Here is a 20,138-nt window from a genome sequence, read left to right as displayed (position 1 = left end):
TTTCAATTAGCCACTTCGCTAAAGAATTTTAACCTATAGAGTCGAAGCTCTTCGTCTTCATAATCTCCATCGAATTCTTTCATAGCCTCATCAAGGTTATCGGTTTCTGCCTCCAAGAAATAATCGTGAATTTCTTCCTGTTGATCCTCGTCTAGAATTTCATCGATCCAATAATTTATATTGAGTTTTGTTCCGCTATAGACTATTTGCTCCATCTCTTTGATTAAATCTGGAATTTCAAGCCCCTTGGCATCGGCAATATCGCTCAATGGAAGCTTTCGGTCTACATTCTGAATGATATAAAGTTTAAGTGCTGAATTAGCACCAGTACTTTTTACGACTAGATCATCGGGTCTTAAGATATCGTTTTCCTCAACATAAGCGGCAATAAACTCAATAAAGGCCTTACCATATTTTTTAGCTTTTCCTTCTCCTACTCCGTTAATATTAATAAGTTCTTTTACGGTCACAGGATACTTCATCGCCATATCTTCTAAAGACGGGTCTTGAAAGACCACAAATGGCGGTACTCCTAATTTTTTTGCTTGAGATTTTCTTAAGTCTTTAAGCTGCTTTAGAAGTTTATCGTCTGCTACGGCACCTTTGCCCGAACTCACAATGGCATCACTTTCTTCACCGGTATAGGTATGATCTTTGGTCATCATAAAAGATTCAGGGCTGTTTAGAAACGCTTTCCCCTTATCCGTTACACGAAGAATACCGTATTGTTCTATCTCTTTCTTAACCAGACCCGCTACTAACATTTGACGTATTAGCGCCATCCAATGACCTTTATCCTTATCTGAACCAATACCAAAAACGTCTTTTTCGTTGGTCTTATGCGAAGTTATTAAAGCGTTGATTTTGCCCACAAGGGTTCTCACCACTTCTTTAGACTTGAACTTTTCATTGGTACCCAATACCACTTTTAAGACTTTAACAACATCATCTTTAGCTTCAACCTTTTCTTTAGGGTTTCGGGCATTATCATCCATATCGGCTCCGGCGCCATTTACCTCATCAAATTCTTCCCCAAAATAGTGGAGCATGAATTTTCTTCTAGACATCGAAGTCTCCGCGTAGGCTACGACTTCTTGCAAAAGTGCATTACCTATCTCTTGTTCTGCAACAGGTTTATTAGACATGAACTTTTCAAGCTTCTCAATGTCTTTGTAAGCATAAAAAGCCAAGCAATGCCCTTCTCCATCATCCCTTCCCGCACGACCGGTCTCTTGATAATAGCTCTCTATACTTTTCGGAATATCATGATGAATTACGAATCGCACATCTGGTTTATCTATACCCATACCGAATGCGATGGTCGCAACGACTACATCAACATCTTCCATCAAGAACATGTCTTGGTATTTAGACCTCGTTTTTGCATCGAAACCAGCATGATAGGGTACAGCACTCACACCGTTAACTTGTAATACTTGAGCAAGTTCTTCGACCCGTTTTCGGCTTAAACAATAGATGATACCGGATTTGCCAGAATTTTTCTTGACAAAACGGATAATATCTGAATCTACGTTTGCGGTCTTCGGCCTTACTTCATAAAAGAGATTGGCCCTATTAAATGAGGCCTTAAAGGTTCTTGCACCCGTAATACCCAGATTTTTAATTATATCTTCTTGAACCTTCGGTGTTGCCGTAGCAGTTAGCGCTATGACCGAAATACTATCATCAAGACGGTTTACAATAGAACGCAGGTTTCTATATTCAGGTCTGAAGTCATGGCCCCATTCTGAGATGCAATGTGCTTCGTCAACCGCTACAAAAGATAATTTGACGCTCTGTAAGAATTCTACATAATCTTCTTTGGTCAACGATTCAGGTGCTACGTATAACAGTTTTGTAACACCGTCAACGATATCTTGCTTCACCTGTCGAACTTCGGTTTTGGTCAACGAAGAGTTCAATACGTGTGCTATGCCATTTTGGTCTGAAATACCACGAATGGCATCGACCTGATTTTTCATGAGCGCAATCAGCGGAGATACTACGATTGCCGTACCCTCTTGCATCAGGGCCGGTAGTTGATAACAAAGTGATTTGCCGCCGCCAGTAGGCATTATGGCAAATGTATTAATACCGCTAAGAATGCTGGTAACAACGTCTTGTTGCAAACCTTTAAATTCCGCAAAACCAAAATATTTTTTTAGCGCGGCATGTAGTTCCGTATCATTTATAACGGGCTTATCTTTTGCCATAATAAGCTGTAATGTATTGAGATTTGAAAAACAATTTTCGAGAATTCATTTTTCCGAATGTGGGGGAATATCTTGTAATCAAAATAAAATTTAAGGGGTAATCGAATACCCTATTTTAAGTTTTGTAATTTTGTAATCTTAAATATAAAACAATCTTTTCTAAACTCCTTTGTTTTTGGATAGTTTTAGGACAAGTACCCTTTTTTGCTCTATTTAGCGCACAAAGTTAACAACCTTCTAACATTGATAATAATTTGATTGATACGAAAGCAATTCTTTCCATTGCAAAGAAAACGATAGAAACGGAAAGTGCCGCAATCTTAAATCTTGCAAATCTGCTCAACGACGATTTTTCTGATGCGGTCAATTGCATTATTGCCGCCAAGGGCAGGGTAATCGTTTCGGGCATAGGCAAAAGCGCCATAATAGCTTCAAAAATTGTGGCCACCCTAAATTCTACGGGAACTCCGGCTATTTTTATGCATGCCGCAGATGCCATTCACGGCGATTTGGGCACTATTCAAGAGAATGATGTGGTCATCTGTTTATCTAACAGCGGAAACACAGCAGAAATTAAAATGTTGATTCCATTGATTAAAAGAGGAAACAATAAGCTCATCGCCATGACCGGCAACCTCGATTCTTACTTAGCTTCCGAAGCCGATTATATTCTCAACACACACGTAGAGAAAGAGGCATGCCCCAATAATCTTGCGCCGACAACCAGTACTACGGCACAAATGGTAGTGGGCGATGCTTTGGCCATCTCACTTTTAGAAGTGAAAGGTTTCACCAGTAAAGATTTTGCAAAATACCATCCTGGTGGTGCTTTGGGCAAACGACTTTACTTGACGGTTTCAGATATAGTTCGCAACAATCAGAAGCCTGAAGTAACTATAAATACGGGGGTAAAGGAGGCTATTGTCGAAATATCGCAAAAAATGCTCGGGGTTACGGCTGTAACCGATAAGGGCAAACTGGTCGGCATTATTACAGATGGTGACATTAGAAGAATGCTTAACAAGTATGACAATATTAGCGGCCTGACCGCAAGAGATATTATGACTTCCAATCCAAAAACAATTGCTGTGAATGTTCTCGCTATAGAGGCTTTAGAGCTCATGCAAAACAATGGAATCTCACAATTATTGGGTGTAGATGGTAATAAATACATCGGTGTTGTACATTTGCACAATTTGATAAACGAAGGCATACTATAATGGCGAAGCAAAATAAGAAGACCCCCGACGAAATGTCGTTTCTCGATCACTTAGAAGAACTACGCTGGCACCTGATACGGTCAGTTGTTGCCGTGGTCATCATAGGCAGTGGCGCCTTTTTAATGAAAAATTTTATTTTCGACACGGTCATCTTCGGGCCGTCTAGAATGGACTTTCCCACCTATCGTTTATTTTGTGATATTGCCACCTGGATGGGTTTTGAATCTGATTTTTGCGCCGATAAACTTCCCTTCAGCATTCAGAGCCGGCAGATGGGGGCGCAGTTTTCCATGCATATTTGGACGTCTATTTGGGCAGGATTTATATTAGGCTTCCCATATATTCTATACGAAATATGGAAGTTTATCAGTCCGGGGCTATATGAGAAGGAACGTCAGAACTCCAGAGGTTTTATTCTCATAGCATCCTTGTTGTTTTTCTCAGGTGTTCTCTTCGGATATTATGTTGTGGCTCCGTTGTCTATTAACTTCTTAGGTACCTACCAAGTCAGTGAACTTATACTCAACGAATTTGATATCGATTCTTATATTGGCACGGTAAGAACTGCCGTCATTGCCTGCGGTGTGTTGTTCGAACTGCCGATAATCATTTTCTTTTTGACTAAGGTCGGCATTGTCACCCCTGAAATCCTCAAAAAATATCGAAAAATCGCCCTAGTGGTCGTGTTGATACTTTCCGCGGTCATCACTCCTCCGGATGTAACAAGCCAAATTATAGTTGCCGTACCTGTAATAATATTGTATCAGGTGAGCATCTATATTTCCGGATTTGTTTTGCGAAAGGAAGCTAAAAAAGAGCAAAAACTGAGAAAAAAGGGTTAAAGAAAATGTAAACCCAAGGGTATGCCAAAAGTTTACCGTTACTTTGACACCCTACTGAAAGTAAATTTACTGACAAAAAGTAACTGTTTTTATGAAGTTGCGCGCTGAAAATATAATGAAATCTTATCGAGGCCGAAAGGTGGTCAAGGGTATTTCACTTGAAGTCAATCAAGGGGAAATCATTGGTCTTTTGGGCCCGAACGGTGCAGGAAAAACAACTTCATTCTACATGATTGTCGGTCTGGTTAAACCAAATGGTGGTAAAATTTTTCTTGACGGAACAGAAATCACCAACTACCCGATGTATAAAAGGGCCCAAAATGGTATTGGGTACCTAGCGCAAGAAGCTTCCGTTTTTAGAAAATTAAGCATAGAGAAGAACATTTTAAGTGTGCTACAACTAACGAAGCTCAGTAAAAAAGAACAGTTGATGAAGATGGAGTCACTGATCGATGAGTTTAGCCTTGGCCATATTCGAAAGAGTCGTGGAGACCTGCTTTCAGGTGGGGAAAGACGTCGTACTGAAATAGCACGGGCATTGGCCACTGACCCGAAATTCATTTTATTAGATGAACCTTTTGCTGGTGTAGACCCTGTGGCGGTTGAAGATATTCAACGTATCGTAGCTCAATTAAAAAATAAAAACATTGGTATTCTTATAACCGATCATAACGTACAAGAAACCTTGGCCATTACCGAACGCTCATACCTTATGTTCGAAGGTGGAATCTTAAAGTCGGGGCTTCCGGAAGACTTGGCGGCCGATGAAATGGTAAGAAAGGTTTATTTAGGTCAGAATTTCGAACTAAGAAAGAAAAAACTTGATTTTTAATCTGCTTTCTGCCCTGTTACCCTTACCCCTATCGAAATCAAAATATAAAACAGAATTATAAAAGGTATCGCCAAGAAGCCAAGTGTAACCAACGATACCAGACTGACAATAATGAAGACGTAACGTACTGCGTTGTCTTTAAAACCCCAGTTTTTAAATTTTAAGGCGAAAAGTTCAATATTCGAATTAAGTAGGTATGCGCTTAAGAAAGTTAGACCTATTAAGAACCACTGATTAAGAATAATATCGTTCAAAATATCATTATTGTTGTTAAAGAGAATTAACGGAAGTGAAAGTATCAAAAGTGTGTTCGCGGGAGTAGGCAAACCGATGAACGAAGACACTTGATTTTCATCTATATTAAATTTTGCCAATCTGTAAGCAGAAGCCATGGTAATTATAAAGCCCAACAATGGCAATGGTTGTAGAACAGCAGATATACTCGAGGTGTCGGTCGACTCCATACCTGCATTCCAACCTCCGGTCATCGACATTCCTAGCAATTGATACATAACGATACCGGGCACTAGTCCGCTCGTAATCATATCAGCCAATGAGTCTAACTGAACCCCCAACTCGCTTTGTACATTAAGCAGCCGGGCGGCAAGTCCATCAAAAAAATCGAAAAAAATACCCAAAAACACAAATATAGCAGCCATTTCCAAGTGATTTAACACAGCAAATACGGCTGCGACACAACCACAAAAAACATTTAATAGTGTAATCAGGTTTGGTATAAATTTCTTCATTCGAAAGCTTTGATTTCAGTAAAAGTAAGACAATTTATTTTCAATCATGTCAGACCATATTTTATTCGGATATTTGCCCTGCTAATTATAGTAAAAGTCAAGAATGCTATTGAAAAAGGGATTATTTATTCTAATTGCCGCAACATGTTTTTTAGGTTATTCACAAGAGGTGACACTGACCCCGCAATCTAAAATAAGCATCATCACCTGTGGCCCTGGAGACCAGATATATTCTGCTTTTGGCCACAGCGCCTTTAGGGTAAACGATAGTTCTCAAGGCATAGATGTGGTCTACAATTATGGCACCTTTGATTTTACTACCCCGAACTTTACGTTAAAATTTGCTCGTGGCAAATTAGATTACACCCTGGCCAGACAGAGTTTTCCTTATTTTTTATTGAGCTACGAAGAAGAAAATCGTTGGGTCAAAGAGCAGGTTCTTGACCTATCGATAACACAAAGACAAGAGCTTTTCGATTACCTTGAAAATAATTATCTACCCGAGAACCGCGATTATAAATACGATTTCTTCTTCAATAACTGCTCTACAAAGATTTGGGATGTTCTTCAGGAAACTTACGGAGGTAAGCTACGCTTTAATGAAAACTATTTAGACAAGTTATTCACACATCGAGAACTCATTCGACAAAATGTACCGATCAACAGTTGGCTTGGTTTCGGTATCGATTTAGCCTTGGGTTCTGTCATCGATGATGTGGCTACCGCTAAAGAACATATGTTTCTGCCCGCTTACAACATGAAGCAGTTGAGCGTCACGAGTCTAGATAATCAAGCCCTCACCAAAGAGGAAACACCTCTTTATGAGGTTAGAAAGTCGTCATCATCAGATAGTTTTTTTCTATCTCCAGCATTTTGGCTCACCTTATTTTTGATTATGGTTCTAGCCCTAACTTTCATAGACTTTAGAAATAATACAAGAAGGCGCTGGTTAGATTTCATGCTGTTTTTTATTCCTGGGATTATCGGGTTGGTAATTATATTTCTGTGGTTTTTGACAGATCATACTGAGACTGCCAGTAATTTCAATTTAATTTGGGCCTTTCCGTTTCATATAATAGTAGCTTTCATAGTAGCAAGAAAACGTGGGCCCAATTGGGTGGCTCGATATGCCTTATTTTCTTTAGGTCTTATAACAGTTTCCGCTTTAATATATCTTTTTCATATTCAAATCTTTTCACCATTGATAATATTGGTTTGGTTAGCATTGGCCATTCGGTACTTCTTCTTATTCTGGTCTTATCAAAAACCTAAACTTACTTAACCAATGAATTTACTGACCGTAGAAAATATATCAAAATCATATGGGGAGCGTGTGCTCTTCGAAAACCTTTCTTTTGGTATCAATAAAGGGCAAAAAATTGCCTTGATCGCTAAAAATGGAACCGGAAAAACATCGATATTAAATATCATGTCAGGTCAAGATTCCGCTGATTCAGGTCAGGTCAATTACAGAAAAGATATTCGGGTTTCGTTTCTTGATCAAGAGCCGGATTTAGACCCAAAACTCACGGTTGAAGAAACTATTTTCGCTTCTGACAATGAAATACTCAAAGTAATTCACAATTATGAAAGAGCGCTTCAAAACCCAGAAGATGCCGATAGTTACCAAACTGCTTTTGAGGCCATGGAGCGTTTCAATGCCTGGGATTTCGAAACCCTTTACAAGCAAATTCTTTTTAAGTTAAAGCTTGATAATTTAGACGCAAAGGTCGGCTTGTTATCCGGGGGGCAAAAAAAACGTTTAGCCTTGGCAGATGCCCTAATCAATAAGCCCGACCTCTTGGTCTTAGATGAGCCGACCAACCACTTAGATCTAGAAATGATCGAATGGTTGGAAGAGTATTTTGCAAAAGAAAATATGAGTTTGTTCATGGTAACCCATGATCGTTATTTTCTAGAAAGGGTATGTAACGAAATATTAGAACTTGATAATGGCCAGCTCTACCCTTACAAGGGCAGTTATTCGTATTACTTAGAAAAGAAGGAGGCCCGTATAGAACAAGAAGCCGTTGAACACCATAAATCGCAAAGATTATTCAAAAAAGAATTGGACTGGATGCGCAGGCAACCCAAGGCGCGAACTACCAAATCAAAATCGCGTATAGATGACTTTAGCGCCATTAAAGAAAAAGCTAGCCAACGCCGAAAAGAACATGAAGTTCAGCTAGAGATCAACATGGAGCGTATGGGCAGTAAAATCATTGAGCTGCATAAAATCACCAAGTCCTATCCTGAAAAACCCATACTAGATAAATTTGATTACAGCTTCACCAAAGGTGAGCGAATAGGAATTATCGGTAAAAACGGGACCGGAAAATCAACATTCTTAAATATTTTATCAGGTAGCGACCAGCCAGACGCCGGTAAGGTTGTCGTTGGCGATACTATAAAGTTTGGCTATTATACCCAAAAGGGTATCAATATTAAAGAAGGGCAAAAAGTTATTGATGTCATTAGGGATGTTGGTGATTTCATTCCGCTAAAAAAAGGAAAACAAATATCTGCACAACAACTTTTAGAGCGTTTTCTTTTTGACCGGAAAAAACAATACGATTTTGTAGATAAGCTTAGCGGTGGTGAGCGCAAGAGACTTTATTTATGTACTATTTTGATACAGAATCCTAACTTTTTGATTCTCGATGAGCCTACTAACGACCTTGACATTGTTACCCTTAATGTGCTAGAGAGCTTTTTGTTGGATTTTCCAGGTTGTTTGCTCGTCGTTTCCCATGACCGATATTTTATGGATAAAATCGTAGACCACCTCTTTGTATTCAGAGGAGATGCGGTGGTTGAAGATTTTCCAGGCAACTATTCTGATTTCAGGGCTTATGAAGACAGCAAGGTCATAGAAGAGCGCGAAGAAAAAGCGGCCACTGAGAAAAGTACTAAGACTCCTGAAAATCACTCCAAAAACACCAAAGCTTCTCTCTCCTACTTAGAACAAAAAGAGTATCGTAACCTCGAGAAAGAAATTCAAAATCTAGAGAAGCGTAAAATCGATTTGCAACAGCAATTTGCAGACTCTTCGCTTTCTGGTGAAGAAATAGATCTGTTATCTATTAAACTACAAGAAGTAATCGATACAATCGATAAAAAAACTGAAAGATGGTTTGAACTGTCAGCCATGTTAGAAGAGTAAACAAATACGTTTTGTACAAGTTTTTTCAACATGTGAAATTTCTATTGAAAGCAACCAATCAACATGGTGTACACTCCCCTTTCGTCTATTCTTACCTAACGAAATGTCTGTATACCAAAAGTCGCTTTCACAAAAGAAAGACCCTCAACATACTATTAAAAAGTATCGATTATTTCAACGTTGAAAGAGTTCGAACTAATGATAGTGAGGCGATATCTCAGATGATTAAAGAACATTATCCAAAAGTTAATATCATTGAAAGTAAAGCAGATTTGATATTTTTGAAAAAGCCAGAAAAGCGCTTATTAACTCAAATATTCTCATCCACCAATTCGATAAGCAACGATTGCATTTTACTAATAGATAATATTTATTTAGATGCTGAACATAAAAATATCTGGAACGACTTAAAAAATAATAATAGGGTTTCAGTTACCATTGATATGTTTTACTGTGGCGCCGTTTTCTTTAGGAAAGAACAAGAAAAAGAGCATTTCAAGATTCGAGTTTAAACTGCTAACTTTAAACTAATTTCTAAATTATGGGAGAAAATACCATTTATATCGTTTTAGGAGTAGTTGTAGTTATATACTTGTTTATTACGATGACCAATAGAAGACAATCTAGAAACAGAAAGACGAGAAAATTCCTCGATGGCCACCAAAGAAAACGAAAGTCGAAAAATGAGGATGATACTATATAGCCTTTTAAATGAATCAATAATTTACCCGCTTGGCAAACCCGAAGGCGCAAGTCATTACTTATGAAAATATATACAAAAACAGGTGATAAGGGCACAACCGCCTTAATTGGCGGTACAAGAGTCAAAAAACACCATATTCGTATTGAAAGTTATGGCACATTAGATGAACTTAATTCTTGGCTAGGCCTTATTCGAGATCAAGATATAGCTGAAACCCATAGAATTTTCATCAGCGGGTTACAAAAACAACTTTTCGATATTAGTGCCGTATTGGCCACCGATCCCGATAAAGCCGTGCTAAAAAACGGAAAAAAGAGATTAAATCTCCCAGATTTAAACAACGATATCATTGAATCTATAGAAAATGAAATCGATACCATGAACGAATCACTTGCACCGATGACCCATTTTATCCTTCCGGGTGGGCACACTACAGTGTCATACTGTCACCTGGCCCGCACAGTCTGTAGAAGGGCAGAACGCATTTGTACCCTCCTTCACGAAAAGGAGTCATTTAATATCTTGATCTTGTCATTTTTGAATAGACTTTCCGACTACCTTTTTGTACTGGCACGAAAATTGTCACAAGAATTGAATGTAGAAGAAGTCAAATGGATTCCTTAAAAACCTCAGAATTAGTATCTAAATCATGGTTAAGGAATAAAGAAGGGTAATTATTTGCAATTCTCTAATAATTTGATTAATTCTTCGTTATCAAACTATTAAAACAAAAATAATGCTGATAAATTAGCCATTTATCCTTGGCTATATAAACAGAAAATTTATTTTTGCAAAAATTTAAAACCGATTTACAAAAATGTATTGGACATTAGAACTAGCATCTTATTTGAGTGATGCACCATGGCCGGCGACGAAAGACGAATTGATTGATTACTCTATTCGTACGGGTGCGCCCTTAGAGGTCGTCGAAAACTTACAGTCCATGGAAGAGGAAGGTGGGGAAATTTACGAATCTATCGAAGAGATCTGGCCTGATTATCCAACTGAAGAAGACTACCTCTGGAATGAGGACGAGTATTGATATATGTCAAAAAACTATTTTAGAAAAGCCCCATCAGGGGCTTTTTTTGTTCTCCTTTATAATTTAACCCCCTCTATTCTTCTCGCGCAAGAAAAATAGATAATCTTACGCGGCAAAGTGTTAAATTCGCCCCTGATTATAACGACCATTGTTTAGTTCTCTGTAATTTTGGCAGTCAATAAGTTGTTTTACAGTAAAAAGTATTACTGGAACACCTTTTGAAGTCTTGAAACAGTAAAAGAAAATATAACATCATTGGTGTCAAATGATGTTTCAATTATAAAAAAAACAGCATGAGTTTTTTAAATTCAGTATTAAAGGTATTCGTTGGCGATAAGTCAGAGAAAGACGTCAAAGAACTTCAACCTCTTGTAAAACAGATTAAATCTTTTGAAAGCCAGCTAGAAGGTTTAAGCAATGACGAACTTCGGGATAAGACCAACACCTTTAAATTGAAGATTGCAGAAGACATCAGCGAAATTACTGCTAAAATAGAGTCATTGGAAGAAGAAGTTAAAACTTCGACCGATATTGACAAAAATGAAGAAACTTATGCCGAAATAGACAAGCTTAGAGAAGAAGCTTATGCTATCACCGAAAAAACTCTGAACGAAATATTACCGGTGGCTTTTGCAGTAGTCAAAGAAACTGCAAAAAGGTTTGCCAACAACGAAAAAATTTCAGTTTCGGCCTCAGAATTCGACAGGCAAATTTCAGCTACAAAAAGCTATGTTTCCCTCGATGGAGAAAAGGCAATTTGGAGCAACTCTTGGGATGCCGCCGGCAAAGAGGTCACTTGGGATATGGTTCATTACGATGTACAGCTTATTGGTGGTATCGCCCTGCATCAAGGTAAAATTGCAGAAATGCAGACCGGAGAAGGTAAAACTTTGGTGGCTACTCTTCCTTTGTATCTTAATGCTTTGGCCGGTCATGGCGCTCATTTGGTAACGGTCAATGATTACTTGGCCAAAAGGGATAGCGCCTGGATGGCTCCAATTTTTGAATTTCATGGTCTTTCAGTCGATTGTATAGATTATCACAGACCTAATTCAGAAGGTAGAAGAGCTGCTTATAATGCAGATATCACTTATGGTACCAATAATGAATTTGGTTTTGACTACTTGCGAGATAACATGGCCCATACCCCAAAAGATCTTGTACAGCGCCCACACCATTATGCCATCGTAGATGAGGTAGATTCGGTTTTAATCGATGACGCCCGTACTCCTTTGATTATTTCTGGGCCCGTACCAGAAGGTGACAGACATGAATTCAATGAACTGAAGCCGAAGGTTGGTGATATCGTAAACAAACAACGACACCACCTAACAGGTGTATTGGCAGAGGCCAAAAAATTGATTGCCGCCGGCGATACCAAAGAAGGTGGGTTTCTATTATTGAGAGTTCACCGAGGCCTTCCGAAGAACAAAGCTCTCATCAAATACCTTAGTGAAGAAGGCATCAAGCAATTGCTTCAAAAAACAGAAAGTTATTATATGCAAGACAACAATAGGGAAATGCCTGTTGTTGATGAAGATTTATTGTTTGTAATCGATGAGAAAAACAATCAAATAGAATTGACCGATAAAGGTGTAGACCATATCTCTGGCGCACAGGATCGTGACTTCTTCGTTATGCCCGATATAGGCGGTGAAATTGCCAAAATCGAGAATCAAAATCTAGAGGTTGAAAAAGAGGCCGAACTTAAAGAAGAGCTTTTCAAAGAATTTGGGGTGAAAAGCGAACGTATTCATACCATGACCCAATTACTGAAAGCATACACCTTATTCGAAAAAGATGTGGAGTATGTGGTCATGGACAATAAGGTTATGATTGTTGATGAGCAAACCGGCCGTATTATGGATGGTCGTCGTTACTCCGATGGATTACACCAAGCTATCGAGGCCAAAGAGAACGTCAAAATCGAGGCCCTTACGCAGACTTTTGCCACCGTTACGTTACAGAACTATTTTAGAATGTACAATAAGCTGGCCGGTATGACAGGTACAGCGGTCACAGAGGCAGGTGAATTCTGGGAAATATATAAGTTGGACGTTATGGAGATACCGACCAACCGACCTATTGCCAGAGACGATAGAAACGATTTGATTTACAAAACAAAGCGTGAGAAATATAATGCTATTATTGATGAGGTAACAAAGCTCTCACAAGCAGGTAGACCAATATTGATCGGTACAACATCCGTAGAAATATCAGAATTGTTATCGCGCATGTTGAACATTAGAAAAGTTCCGCACAATGTGCTGAATGCTAAATTACACAAGAAAGAAGCAGATGTTGTTGCAGAAGCAGGTAACCCAGGGGTTGTAACGATTGCAACCAATATGGCGGGTCGTGGTACCGATATTAAATTGACCAACGAAGTAAAAGGTGCAGGTGGTCTTGCGATCATCGGTACTGAAAGGCATGATTCTCGACGTGTCGACAGACAGTTGAGAGGTCGTTCAGGTCGTCAGGGGGATCCTGGAAGCTCTCAGTTTTATGTGTCTCTAGAAGACAATCTAATGCGCTTGTTCGGGTCTGACCGAGTTGCTAAGATGATGGATAAAATGGGCTTGGAAGAAGGTGAAGTCATTCAGCATTCGATGATGACCAAATCTATCGAAAGAGCACAGAAAAAGGTTGAGGAAAACAATTTTGGAGTAAGAAAGCGTTTGCTTGAGTATGATGATGTGATGAACGCCCAGCGTGAGGTAGTCTATAAGAGAAGAAGACACGCCCTTCAGGGGGAACGTCTCAAGGTAGATATTGCCAATATGGTCTATGACACCTGTGAGGTAATTGTCGATACCAATAAAGCCGCTAGTGACTACAAAAATTTTGAATTTGAATTAATCAAGTATTTCTCCATCACCTCCCCTATTTCAGAAAATGATTTCGCGAGATTGAGCGTACAAGATGTTGCTATGAAGGTGTATGACTCGGCATACAAGCATTATCTTGAAAAAATGGAACGTAATGCGGCAACCGCTCTTCCTGTAATCAAAAAAGTTTACGAAGATAGCAGCAACAAGTTTGAACGCATCGTAGTGCCGTTCACCGATGGAATCAAAACCTTGAATGTAGTTACCGATTTACAAGGTGCTTATGAGACTGAGGGTAGACAGTTGGTCAATGATTTTGAAAAGAACATTACTTTGGCCATTATCGATGATTCATGGAAAACCCATTTGCGTAAAATGGATGAGTTGAAACAATCGGTTCAGTTAGCGGTACATGAGCAAAAAGACCCTCTGTTGATTTACAAGTTTGAAGCATTTGAACTTTTTAAAGGTATGATTGACAAAGTAAACAAAGAAGTGGTTGCATTCTTATTTAAGGGAGAACTACCTAGCGGTAACCCAAGTGAAATTCAAGAAGCCAGAAATGTTCGTAGACCTAAAGAGAACCTACAAACCTCTAAAGAAGAGATACCGAATAGCGACGAATTAGCAGCCCGAAATCGCTCAGCTGGCGAGACACAGGGTCAAAGGCCTCAGGTGACCGAAACGATAACTAGAGAGCGCCCGAAAATTGGTCGTAACGATAGGGTTACCATAAAAAATGTAATGACAGGTGAGAATAAAACGGTCAAATACAAACAGGCCGAACCGCTTATCAATAATGGCGAATGGGTCTTGACCGATAATTAGATAGATAAAAACTATCTGGGGAAAACGGCAACTTAATAAGTTGCCGTTTTTTATTTTATACATCATCACATAGCATTGTAATACAGAGTTTTGCGTATCTTTTGAGAAGATTTATTCTGTTAAGATTTTTTACCGAAAAAATGCTGTATCGGCAATAATGTATGAAGAAAAATACAGTTAATCATGATAGAATAGACAATAAGCTCAAGCTCTTGCGGAAGTTTAATTACACTTCTTCAACATTGAGCTTAATTTTTGCCTTACTCTGCCTATTTATAATCGATGTCTATGGCACTATACCTTTTGTATTTTGTCTATATGCAGGTCTTAATTTCTTGAATACCTACTTGTTCAGGTATCATAACAACTTGACGACGATGGCCATTAATACATCGATTTTATCATGGACCAGTACCATGGTCATTTGCTTATGTAGTGGTGGTATTACTAGCCCATTTATATTCATACTAGCTATAATCGTACTTGCGGGTTATGTTTCTACACAGCTTTTCGGCCAAATTTATCTTTATCTAGTACTGGCCAGTATTATAATATTATTTTTTGTGAGCAACTACTTCCCAAATTTCATACCAGATGACGTTCCCGAAAAATCGAAAGACCTATTCAGTTTAGCAAGTATATTGTTTGCAGTTTATTTATTGGGCTGGATCTTTGGAAAAAACTTATTAGAAACCCACCATTCTCTTTACCACTCAAAAACCGAAATAGAGAAAAGAATTGATGAGAAAGACACGCTTTTGCGAGAGGTACACCACCGAGTGAAAAATAATTTACAGACTGTTTCGAGTCTACTCAATCTTCAATCAAAGAATACAGATAATCAACAAATAAAAGAATTGATAAAAGGAAGTCAGAATAGGGTATTATCAATGGCAATGATTCATGAAATGCTCTATTTGAGACAGAATTTATCAAAGATAGAGTTCAAATTGTATGTTCATGAACTAACCGATTTTTTAGTTCAATCACTTAACTCTAAACAAAAAAACATACATATCGATTTAGATATACCTGATATACAGTTGAGTGTAGACTCTACCATTCCCTTGGGTTTATTAATCAATGAAGCCGTGACAAATTCATTAAAATATGGTTTCGTAGAAAGCAACCAAGGCAGTATAAAGATTAGTCTACAAAAAGAAAATGAGCAAAACACTTATTCGCTGCGAATAAGTGATAATGGAATCGGTTTTCCTGATGATTTAGACTTTAGCAATTCAAAATCGTTAGGCCTAAAACTCATACATAATCTCGCAAGGCAGCTTCATGGTTCTATAAGAAGAATAAAAATAGAACAAGGAGCCAGTTACCTTGTAACATTTCGTGATATTGAAAAAGGCGCTATCAAAACTTCTTAAACATCTCTAATTATATATTCTGGTGGTCATTAAGTCAATATACAATAATTCAATAGAAAATTTCAATATCCCTTTAATTCACCCTTGAAACAGCTAAATGAAGCAAATAATCAGAAATTTTTAAATAAATAACTAGAGATTCTTCGTAATAAAGTCGTAGTTTAATGCCGAAATATCCTAACGCTCTTTAAAATTTTTAACCGTTTCATAATCATAAACAGATCGTAGCGGTACGAAAAAATATCAAAATTGGGATTATCGTAGCCATATTCAAATTCACTTGGCAAATAAATGTCCGAAGGCAGTAAAATAGAATTTAGATTAAACAACCAGACTCGGTTGCTAAAAAAATTTATCTGTAATTCTTCCTTCTTAAGTATAGTTTTCGGCTTATTTTGTATTTACGCTCTCGACATCAATGGCATTCTACCATTCATTTTCTTTGGGTTTGCCCTACTCAATTTACTTAATCTATACTATCTTCAATTCTATAGAAAACTAACGCTATCTGCCGTAATAGCGGCAGCACTGTCTTTTATAGGCGCTTCTTCAGTAACACTTCTATCCGGAGGAATTAACAGCCCGTTCATATTTGTTTTAGTAATTATCGTATTAGGGGGTTACATATCAGCCAGATTCTTTGGTAAAATATATCTTACTACGATAGTTGTAGTTATTGTTTTAATGTACCTGTTAAGTGAAATGGGAGTGTATCGGTCAATTAATGAGGTACCCGATTCATCAAAAGAGCTCTTTAGCCTATTGAGCTTGCTCTTTTCAGTCTATATTTTAGGGGGTGTATTTGGCAAAGATCTTTTAAAGGCCCATCATTCTATGATAACATCTAAAACACATATTGAAGAACGAATAGAAGAAAAAGAAGTTTTACTTCGTACTGTTCACCATCGTGTCAAAAATAATTTACAAACTGTCTCTAGTCTTCTGAATCTTCAATCAAAAAATTCGAGCAATAATAAAATTAAACAAATTGTTCAAAGCAGTCAAAATAGAGTGAATGCTATGGCAATGATTCACGAAATGCTTTATCTGCGTGAAAATTTATCTAGAATTGAATTCAAATCGTATGTAGAAGAATTGAGCGACTACCTGATAAATTCAGCAGGAGGTGATAAAGATGTAAAGATTCATCTTGATATACCTAATATAGAGTTGGGTATCGATACGGCAATACCCCTAGGCTTATTAATCAACGAAGCAATAACCAATTCGCTCAAGTATGGTTTCGTCGAAAATATTAACGGAAAAATTGATATTAAACTGGTCAAAGAGGCAGATGGCAAAACTTACTTTTTAAGTATTAGCGATAATGGTATTGGGTATGGGAAAGATATTGATTTAAGAACCACAAAATCTTTGGGATTAAAACTGATTCATACACTAGCAAGGCAATTAAAAGGTTCCGTTGAGCGAGACCCATCATGTCTAGGTACCACTTATAATATTGCTTTCAAAGAAATAAGCTCCACAGAATTTCATTCGTAATATTCAAGACTTAAAACAGAAAAAATCAATTCTATAAAAATCAATATCTTTAAGTCTAAACTCCTTAAACCTAAAGATAATGACAAATTCACGTCGCAAATTTATTTCTTCAATCAGTATGTTGGCAGCAACCACGGCTGTACCCTTGTCTGCGTTCAGTTTCGGTAAATCCAAAAAACTCAAAATAGCCCTTGTAGGTACTGGGGTAAGGGGAACATCGTTCTGGGGAAAACGTCTTGTTGATCAATATTCAGATATTCTAGAGTTTGTTGGTCTATGCGATATAAACCCTGGTCGATTAGAGTATGGTAAAGAGTACATAGGTACTTCTTGTCGCACTTTCACCGATTTTGAAGAAATGGTGAAAAAAACAAAACCAGAACTGGTAATTGTTACTACCAAAGATTCAACCCACCATGAGTATATTATAAAAGGGTTAGAAATGGGGTGCGACGTACTTACTGAAAAGCCTTTGACCACCGACGAAATTAAATGCCAAGCCATTTTAGATGCAGAGAGAAAATCTGATAAAAAATTAATCGTCGGTTTCAATTATAGATGGAGCCCGTATGCCACAAAGGTTAAAGAATTGATAATGAACAATGCTATCGGAAAATTGGTTTCAGTAGATTTTCATTGGTATTTAAATACTTATCACGGTGCCTCATATTTCAGAAGATGGCATGGCGAAATGGAAAGTGGCGGATCGCTTTGGGTACATAAATCGACACACCATTTCGATTTATTAAATTGGTGGATAGATTCTGAACCGAGTGAGGTTTTCGCATATGGTGATTTAGAATTTTACGGAAAAAATGGGCCCTTCAAGGGAGAAAAATGCCGTACTTGTGAACATAAACATGACTGCAAATTTCATTGGGACATTACTAAAGATGAACGTATGATGAAACTCTACGCCAATCATGAAAATCATGATGGCTATATTCGTGATAATTGCCTTTTTAGAGAAGATATAGATATCTACGATAAAATGTCGGCCCAAGTGAAATATGCCAATAACACTGTTCTTAATTATTCGCTAACGACCTATTCACCCTACGAAGGTTGGCGAATGGGCATTAACGGTACAGAAGGTAGAATCGAGGCTTGGCAAGATATACCATATTTTAAAAACGACAGTATCGATGAAGCTGAAAAACATGCGAAAGAAATGGCGCAGACAGGTAAAGAAGAACTAACCTATGAACCGGTTATTCTTCATAAATTGTGGAACAAACATGAAACCATACAAGTTGGGCTAGAAAAGAGTGGCCATGGTGGTGGTGACAAAAGGTTACATGATAAGATTTTCAAAAATCCTGAAACGGTAGACGAATATGGTAGAACTGCAGGTGTTCGGGATGGTGCAATGTCTATATTGATAGGCATTGGTGCTCGACGAAGTATAGAATCGGGCCAACCCATCAAGATTTCAGATTTAACCGATTTAAAGCCTAAAGTTCAAAGAGGTTAGTGCAATTATAATTTTTGGGAGATTTTATACTATTTGTTAAGGTTTGATTTTGTGAGAAAACATAAGTAGATTTACATTTTATCGTGAGTGTTTTCCTAAAGAATCGCTTTTTAAATGCCAATAAAAGTTCCCCTTATGCATAGGCAAAAAGAAAGACAGGTAGAAGAACGGTTAAAAGACAAGGCAAAATTAATTATCAAGGTTAATTACTTTTCCTCAGTCTTTTCATTGTTGTTTTTTTTCACCTGTCTTTATATTCTTGATATCAAAATAGTAATTCCGTATGTTTTTTTAGCGTTCGGAATACTCAATTTAGTCAACACCTTTCTTTATAAATACCATAAAAACCTTTTACTTACCTACAATACGGTATCGATAATGACACTTGCAGGGGCGAGCATCATCACTCTTTACAGTGGCGGCATAAATAGTCCTTTTATATTCGTACTTGCCCTTATAGTAGTTGCAGGTTATGTTACCACCAAATCATATGGTTCTATCTACTTAAATCTCAACCTTTTGATTATTGTACTTATATACTCTCAAAGCATAGCTGATTTTAGCTTTGTAAATAATGTGGTACCTGAAAATTCTAGAAACCTTTTCGCTCTTTTAAGCATTCTATTTTCCGTGTATTTATTGGGTGGGGTTTTTGGCAAAAATCTGTTACATGCACATCATAATCTGTACAAGACAAAAAATGAATTGGAAGAGAAAATTATAGAGAAAGAAACCCTTATTAAAGAAGTACATCATAGAGTTAAGAACAATCTTCAGACCGTTTCGAGCTTATTGAGCCTTCAATCACGAAATATTGCCGACAAAGAGGTTAAAAGTCTTCTAAAGAGTAGTCAGAATAGGGTCATCTCAATGGCAATGGTTCATGAAATGCTTTACCTTAGAGAAGATCTTTCAAGAATTGAATACCGTTCTTACGTTCAAGAGTTGGCAGAATATCTCATTCGCTCAATTAAAGGTACGAGCAGCAACATTACTCTTGACATCGATATACCTGACCTTAAGCTAAATATAGATACTGCGATTCCGTTGGGTTTACTCATCAACGAAGCGGTCACTAATGCTTTAAAGTATGGTATTGTAGATGAAAGTAAAGGAGAGATATTAATTAAACTCAGTAAAGACGAAAAAAACGAATATATACTCAATATAGGCGATGATGGTGTAGGCTTTCCAGAAACAGTTAGTTATAAAACAACAAATTCACTTGGTCTCAAACTGATACATAACCTTGTTAGGCAATTACAAGGTTCTATTAAACGTGATTTTTCGAAAAAGGGAACCCATTATATTGTAAGATTTAAGAGTATAAGAAATCAAGTATCTCCAACAACCTAATGAGAG

General features: G+C 37.6%; 15 protein-coding genes. 13 read left to right on the top strand and 2 right to left on the bottom strand.

The features are described from left to right. Window positions 1-2 precede the first annotated feature (2 nt). A complete protein-coding gene (gene recQ, locus IV512_RS18230) occupies window positions 3-2,213 on the bottom strand; it encodes a DNA helicase RecQ (RefSeq protein WP_209405981.1) in 2,211 nt (736 codons plus the stop codon). Between the two features lie 254 nt (window positions 2,214-2,467). Here recQ and IV512_RS18225 point away from each other — a divergent pair, with 254 nt between their 5' ends. The 3 genes from IV512_RS18225 (at window position 2,468) to lptB (ending at window position 5,107) form a co-directional block, all read left to right on the top strand. Continuing rightward, window positions 2,468-3,433 (top strand): SIS domain-containing protein, encoded by a 966-nt coding sequence (locus IV512_RS18225; RefSeq protein WP_209405979.1) that lies wholly within the window; start codon window positions 2,468-2,470, stop codon window positions 3,431-3,433. Then, window positions 3,433-4,275 (top strand): twin-arginine translocase subunit TatC, encoded by an 843-nt coding sequence (gene tatC, locus IV512_RS18220; protein WP_209405977.1) that lies wholly within the window; start codon window positions 3,433-3,435, stop codon window positions 4,273-4,275. The genes IV512_RS18225 and tatC overlap by 1 nt, the downstream gene beginning before the upstream one ends. Window positions 4,276-4,366: 91 nt before the next feature. After that, entirely contained in the window at window positions 4,367-5,107 is a 741-nt protein-coding gene (gene lptB, locus IV512_RS18215; protein WP_100869159.1) for an LPS export ABC transporter ATP-binding protein, read from the top strand. Here lptB and IV512_RS18210 read toward each other — a convergent pair. Next, entirely contained in the window at window positions 5,104-5,856 is a 753-nt protein-coding gene (locus IV512_RS18210; RefSeq protein ID WP_209405975.1) for a phosphatidylcholine/phosphatidylserine synthase, read from the bottom strand. The two genes, lptB and IV512_RS18210, sit on opposite strands and share 4 nt — an antisense overlap. Before the next feature lie 103 nt (window positions 5,857-5,959). Between IV512_RS18210 and IV512_RS18205 the strand changes: the two genes are divergently transcribed. From IV512_RS18205 to IV512_RS18160, 10 genes are all read left to right on the top strand, one after another. Next, window positions 5,960-7,138, top strand: coding sequence for a DUF4105 domain-containing protein (locus IV512_RS18205; RefSeq protein ID WP_209405974.1), 1,179 nt, complete (start codon window positions 5,960-5,962; stop codon window positions 7,136-7,138). A gap of 3 nt (window positions 7,139-7,141) precedes the next feature. After that, window positions 7,142-9,019: an ABC-F family ATP-binding cassette domain-containing protein gene (locus IV512_RS18200; protein WP_209405972.1), complete on the top strand. Its 1,878-nt coding sequence runs from the start codon at window positions 7,142-7,144 to the stop codon at window positions 9,017-9,019. 11 nt (window positions 9,020-9,030) lie between these two features. Beyond that, on the top strand, window positions 9,031-9,531 hold the full coding sequence (locus IV512_RS18195; protein WP_209405970.1) for a hypothetical protein: 501 nt from the start codon (window positions 9,031-9,033) through the stop codon (window positions 9,529-9,531). Between the two features lie 251 nt (window positions 9,532-9,782). Beyond that, complete coding sequence (locus IV512_RS18190) at window positions 9,783-10,346, top strand: cob(I)yrinic acid a,c-diamide adenosyltransferase (protein ID WP_209405969.1); 564 nt, start codon at window positions 9,783-9,785, stop codon at window positions 10,344-10,346. A 193-nt stretch (window positions 10,347-10,539) separates the two neighbouring features. Continuing rightward, window positions 10,540-10,764: a DUF2795 domain-containing protein gene (locus IV512_RS18185; protein WP_013994285.1), complete on the top strand. Its 225-nt coding sequence runs from the start codon at window positions 10,540-10,542 to the stop codon at window positions 10,762-10,764. Window positions 10,765-11,057: 293 nt separating this feature from the next. Next, the gene (gene secA / locus IV512_RS18180) at window positions 11,058-14,420 is read left to right on the top strand and encodes a preprotein translocase subunit SecA (RefSeq protein ID WP_209405967.1); all 3,363 of its coding nucleotides are present in this window, start codon (window positions 11,058-11,060) and stop codon (window positions 14,418-14,420) included. A 161-nt stretch (window positions 14,421-14,581) separates the two neighbouring features. After that, window positions 14,582-15,799 carry a sensor histidine kinase gene (locus IV512_RS18175; protein ID WP_209405965.1) on the top strand — a complete coding sequence of 406 codons (1,218 nt, stop codon included), beginning with the start codon at window positions 14,582-14,584 and terminating at the stop codon, window positions 15,797-15,799. A 684-nt stretch (window positions 15,800-16,483) separates the two neighbouring features. Further along, window positions 16,484-17,302, top strand: coding sequence for a sensor histidine kinase (locus IV512_RS18170; RefSeq protein WP_245224943.1), 819 nt, complete (start codon window positions 16,484-16,486; stop codon window positions 17,300-17,302). A gap of 79 nt (window positions 17,303-17,381) precedes the next feature. Beyond that, window positions 17,382-18,776, top strand: a complete 1,395-nt coding sequence (locus tag IV512_RS18165; protein ID WP_209405961.1) for a Gfo/Idh/MocA family protein — start codon at window positions 17,382-17,384, stop codon at window positions 18,774-18,776. A 135-nt stretch (window positions 18,777-18,911) separates the two neighbouring features. Next, a complete protein-coding gene (locus IV512_RS18160; protein WP_209405959.1) occupies window positions 18,912-20,132 on the top strand; it encodes a sensor histidine kinase in 1,221 nt (406 codons plus the stop codon). Window positions 20,133-20,138 lie beyond the last annotated feature (6 nt).

The organism is Pseudozobellia sp. WGM2 (assembly GCF_017810075.1).
In the GTDB taxonomy this organism is placed as follows: Bacteria; Bacteroidota; Bacteroidia; order Flavobacteriales; family Flavobacteriaceae; genus JADNYK01.
The sequence above is the reverse complement of the archived record's forward strand: the minus strand, read 5'-3'. Positions and strand labels throughout refer to the sequence as shown.

Excerpts from the sequence above, each read along its gene's own strand:
- recQ (WP_209405981.1), bottom strand. The coding sequence starts at position 2,213 with ATGGCAAAAGATAAGCCCGTTATAAATGATACGGAACTACATGCCGCG.
- tatC (WP_209405977.1), top strand. The coding sequence starts at position 3,433 with ATGGCGAAGCAAAATAAGAAGACCCCCGACGAAATGTCGTTTCTCGAT.
- lptB (WP_100869159.1), top strand. The coding sequence starts at position 4,367 with ATGAAGTTGCGCGCTGAAAATATAATGAAATCTTATCGAGGCCGAAAG.
- IV512_RS18210 (WP_209405975.1), bottom strand. The coding sequence starts at position 5,856 with ATGAAGAAATTTATACCAAACCTGATTACACTATTAAATGTTTTTTGT.
- IV512_RS18205 (WP_209405974.1), top strand. The coding sequence starts at position 5,960 with ATGCTATTGAAAAAGGGATTATTTATTCTAATTGCCGCAACATGTTTT.
- IV512_RS18200 (WP_209405972.1), top strand. The coding sequence starts at position 7,142 with ATGAATTTACTGACCGTAGAAAATATATCAAAATCATATGGGGAGCGT.
- IV512_RS18190 (WP_209405969.1), top strand. The coding sequence starts at position 9,783 with ATGAAAATATATACAAAAACAGGTGATAAGGGCACAACCGCCTTAATT.
- IV512_RS18185 (WP_013994285.1), top strand. The coding sequence starts at position 10,540 with ATGTATTGGACATTAGAACTAGCATCTTATTTGAGTGATGCACCATGG.
- secA (WP_209405967.1), top strand. The coding sequence starts at position 11,058 with ATGAGTTTTTTAAATTCAGTATTAAAGGTATTCGTTGGCGATAAGTCA.
- IV512_RS18175 (WP_209405965.1), top strand. The coding sequence starts at position 14,582 with ATGAAGAAAAATACAGTTAATCATGATAGAATAGACAATAAGCTCAAG.
- IV512_RS18170 (WP_245224943.1), top strand. The coding sequence starts at position 16,484 with ATGTACCTGTTAAGTGAAATGGGAGTGTATCGGTCAATTAATGAGGTA.
- IV512_RS18165 (WP_209405961.1), top strand. The coding sequence starts at position 17,382 with ATGACAAATTCACGTCGCAAATTTATTTCTTCAATCAGTATGTTGGCA.
- IV512_RS18160 (WP_209405959.1), top strand. The coding sequence starts at position 18,912 with ATGCATAGGCAAAAAGAAAGACAGGTAGAAGAACGGTTAAAAGACAAG.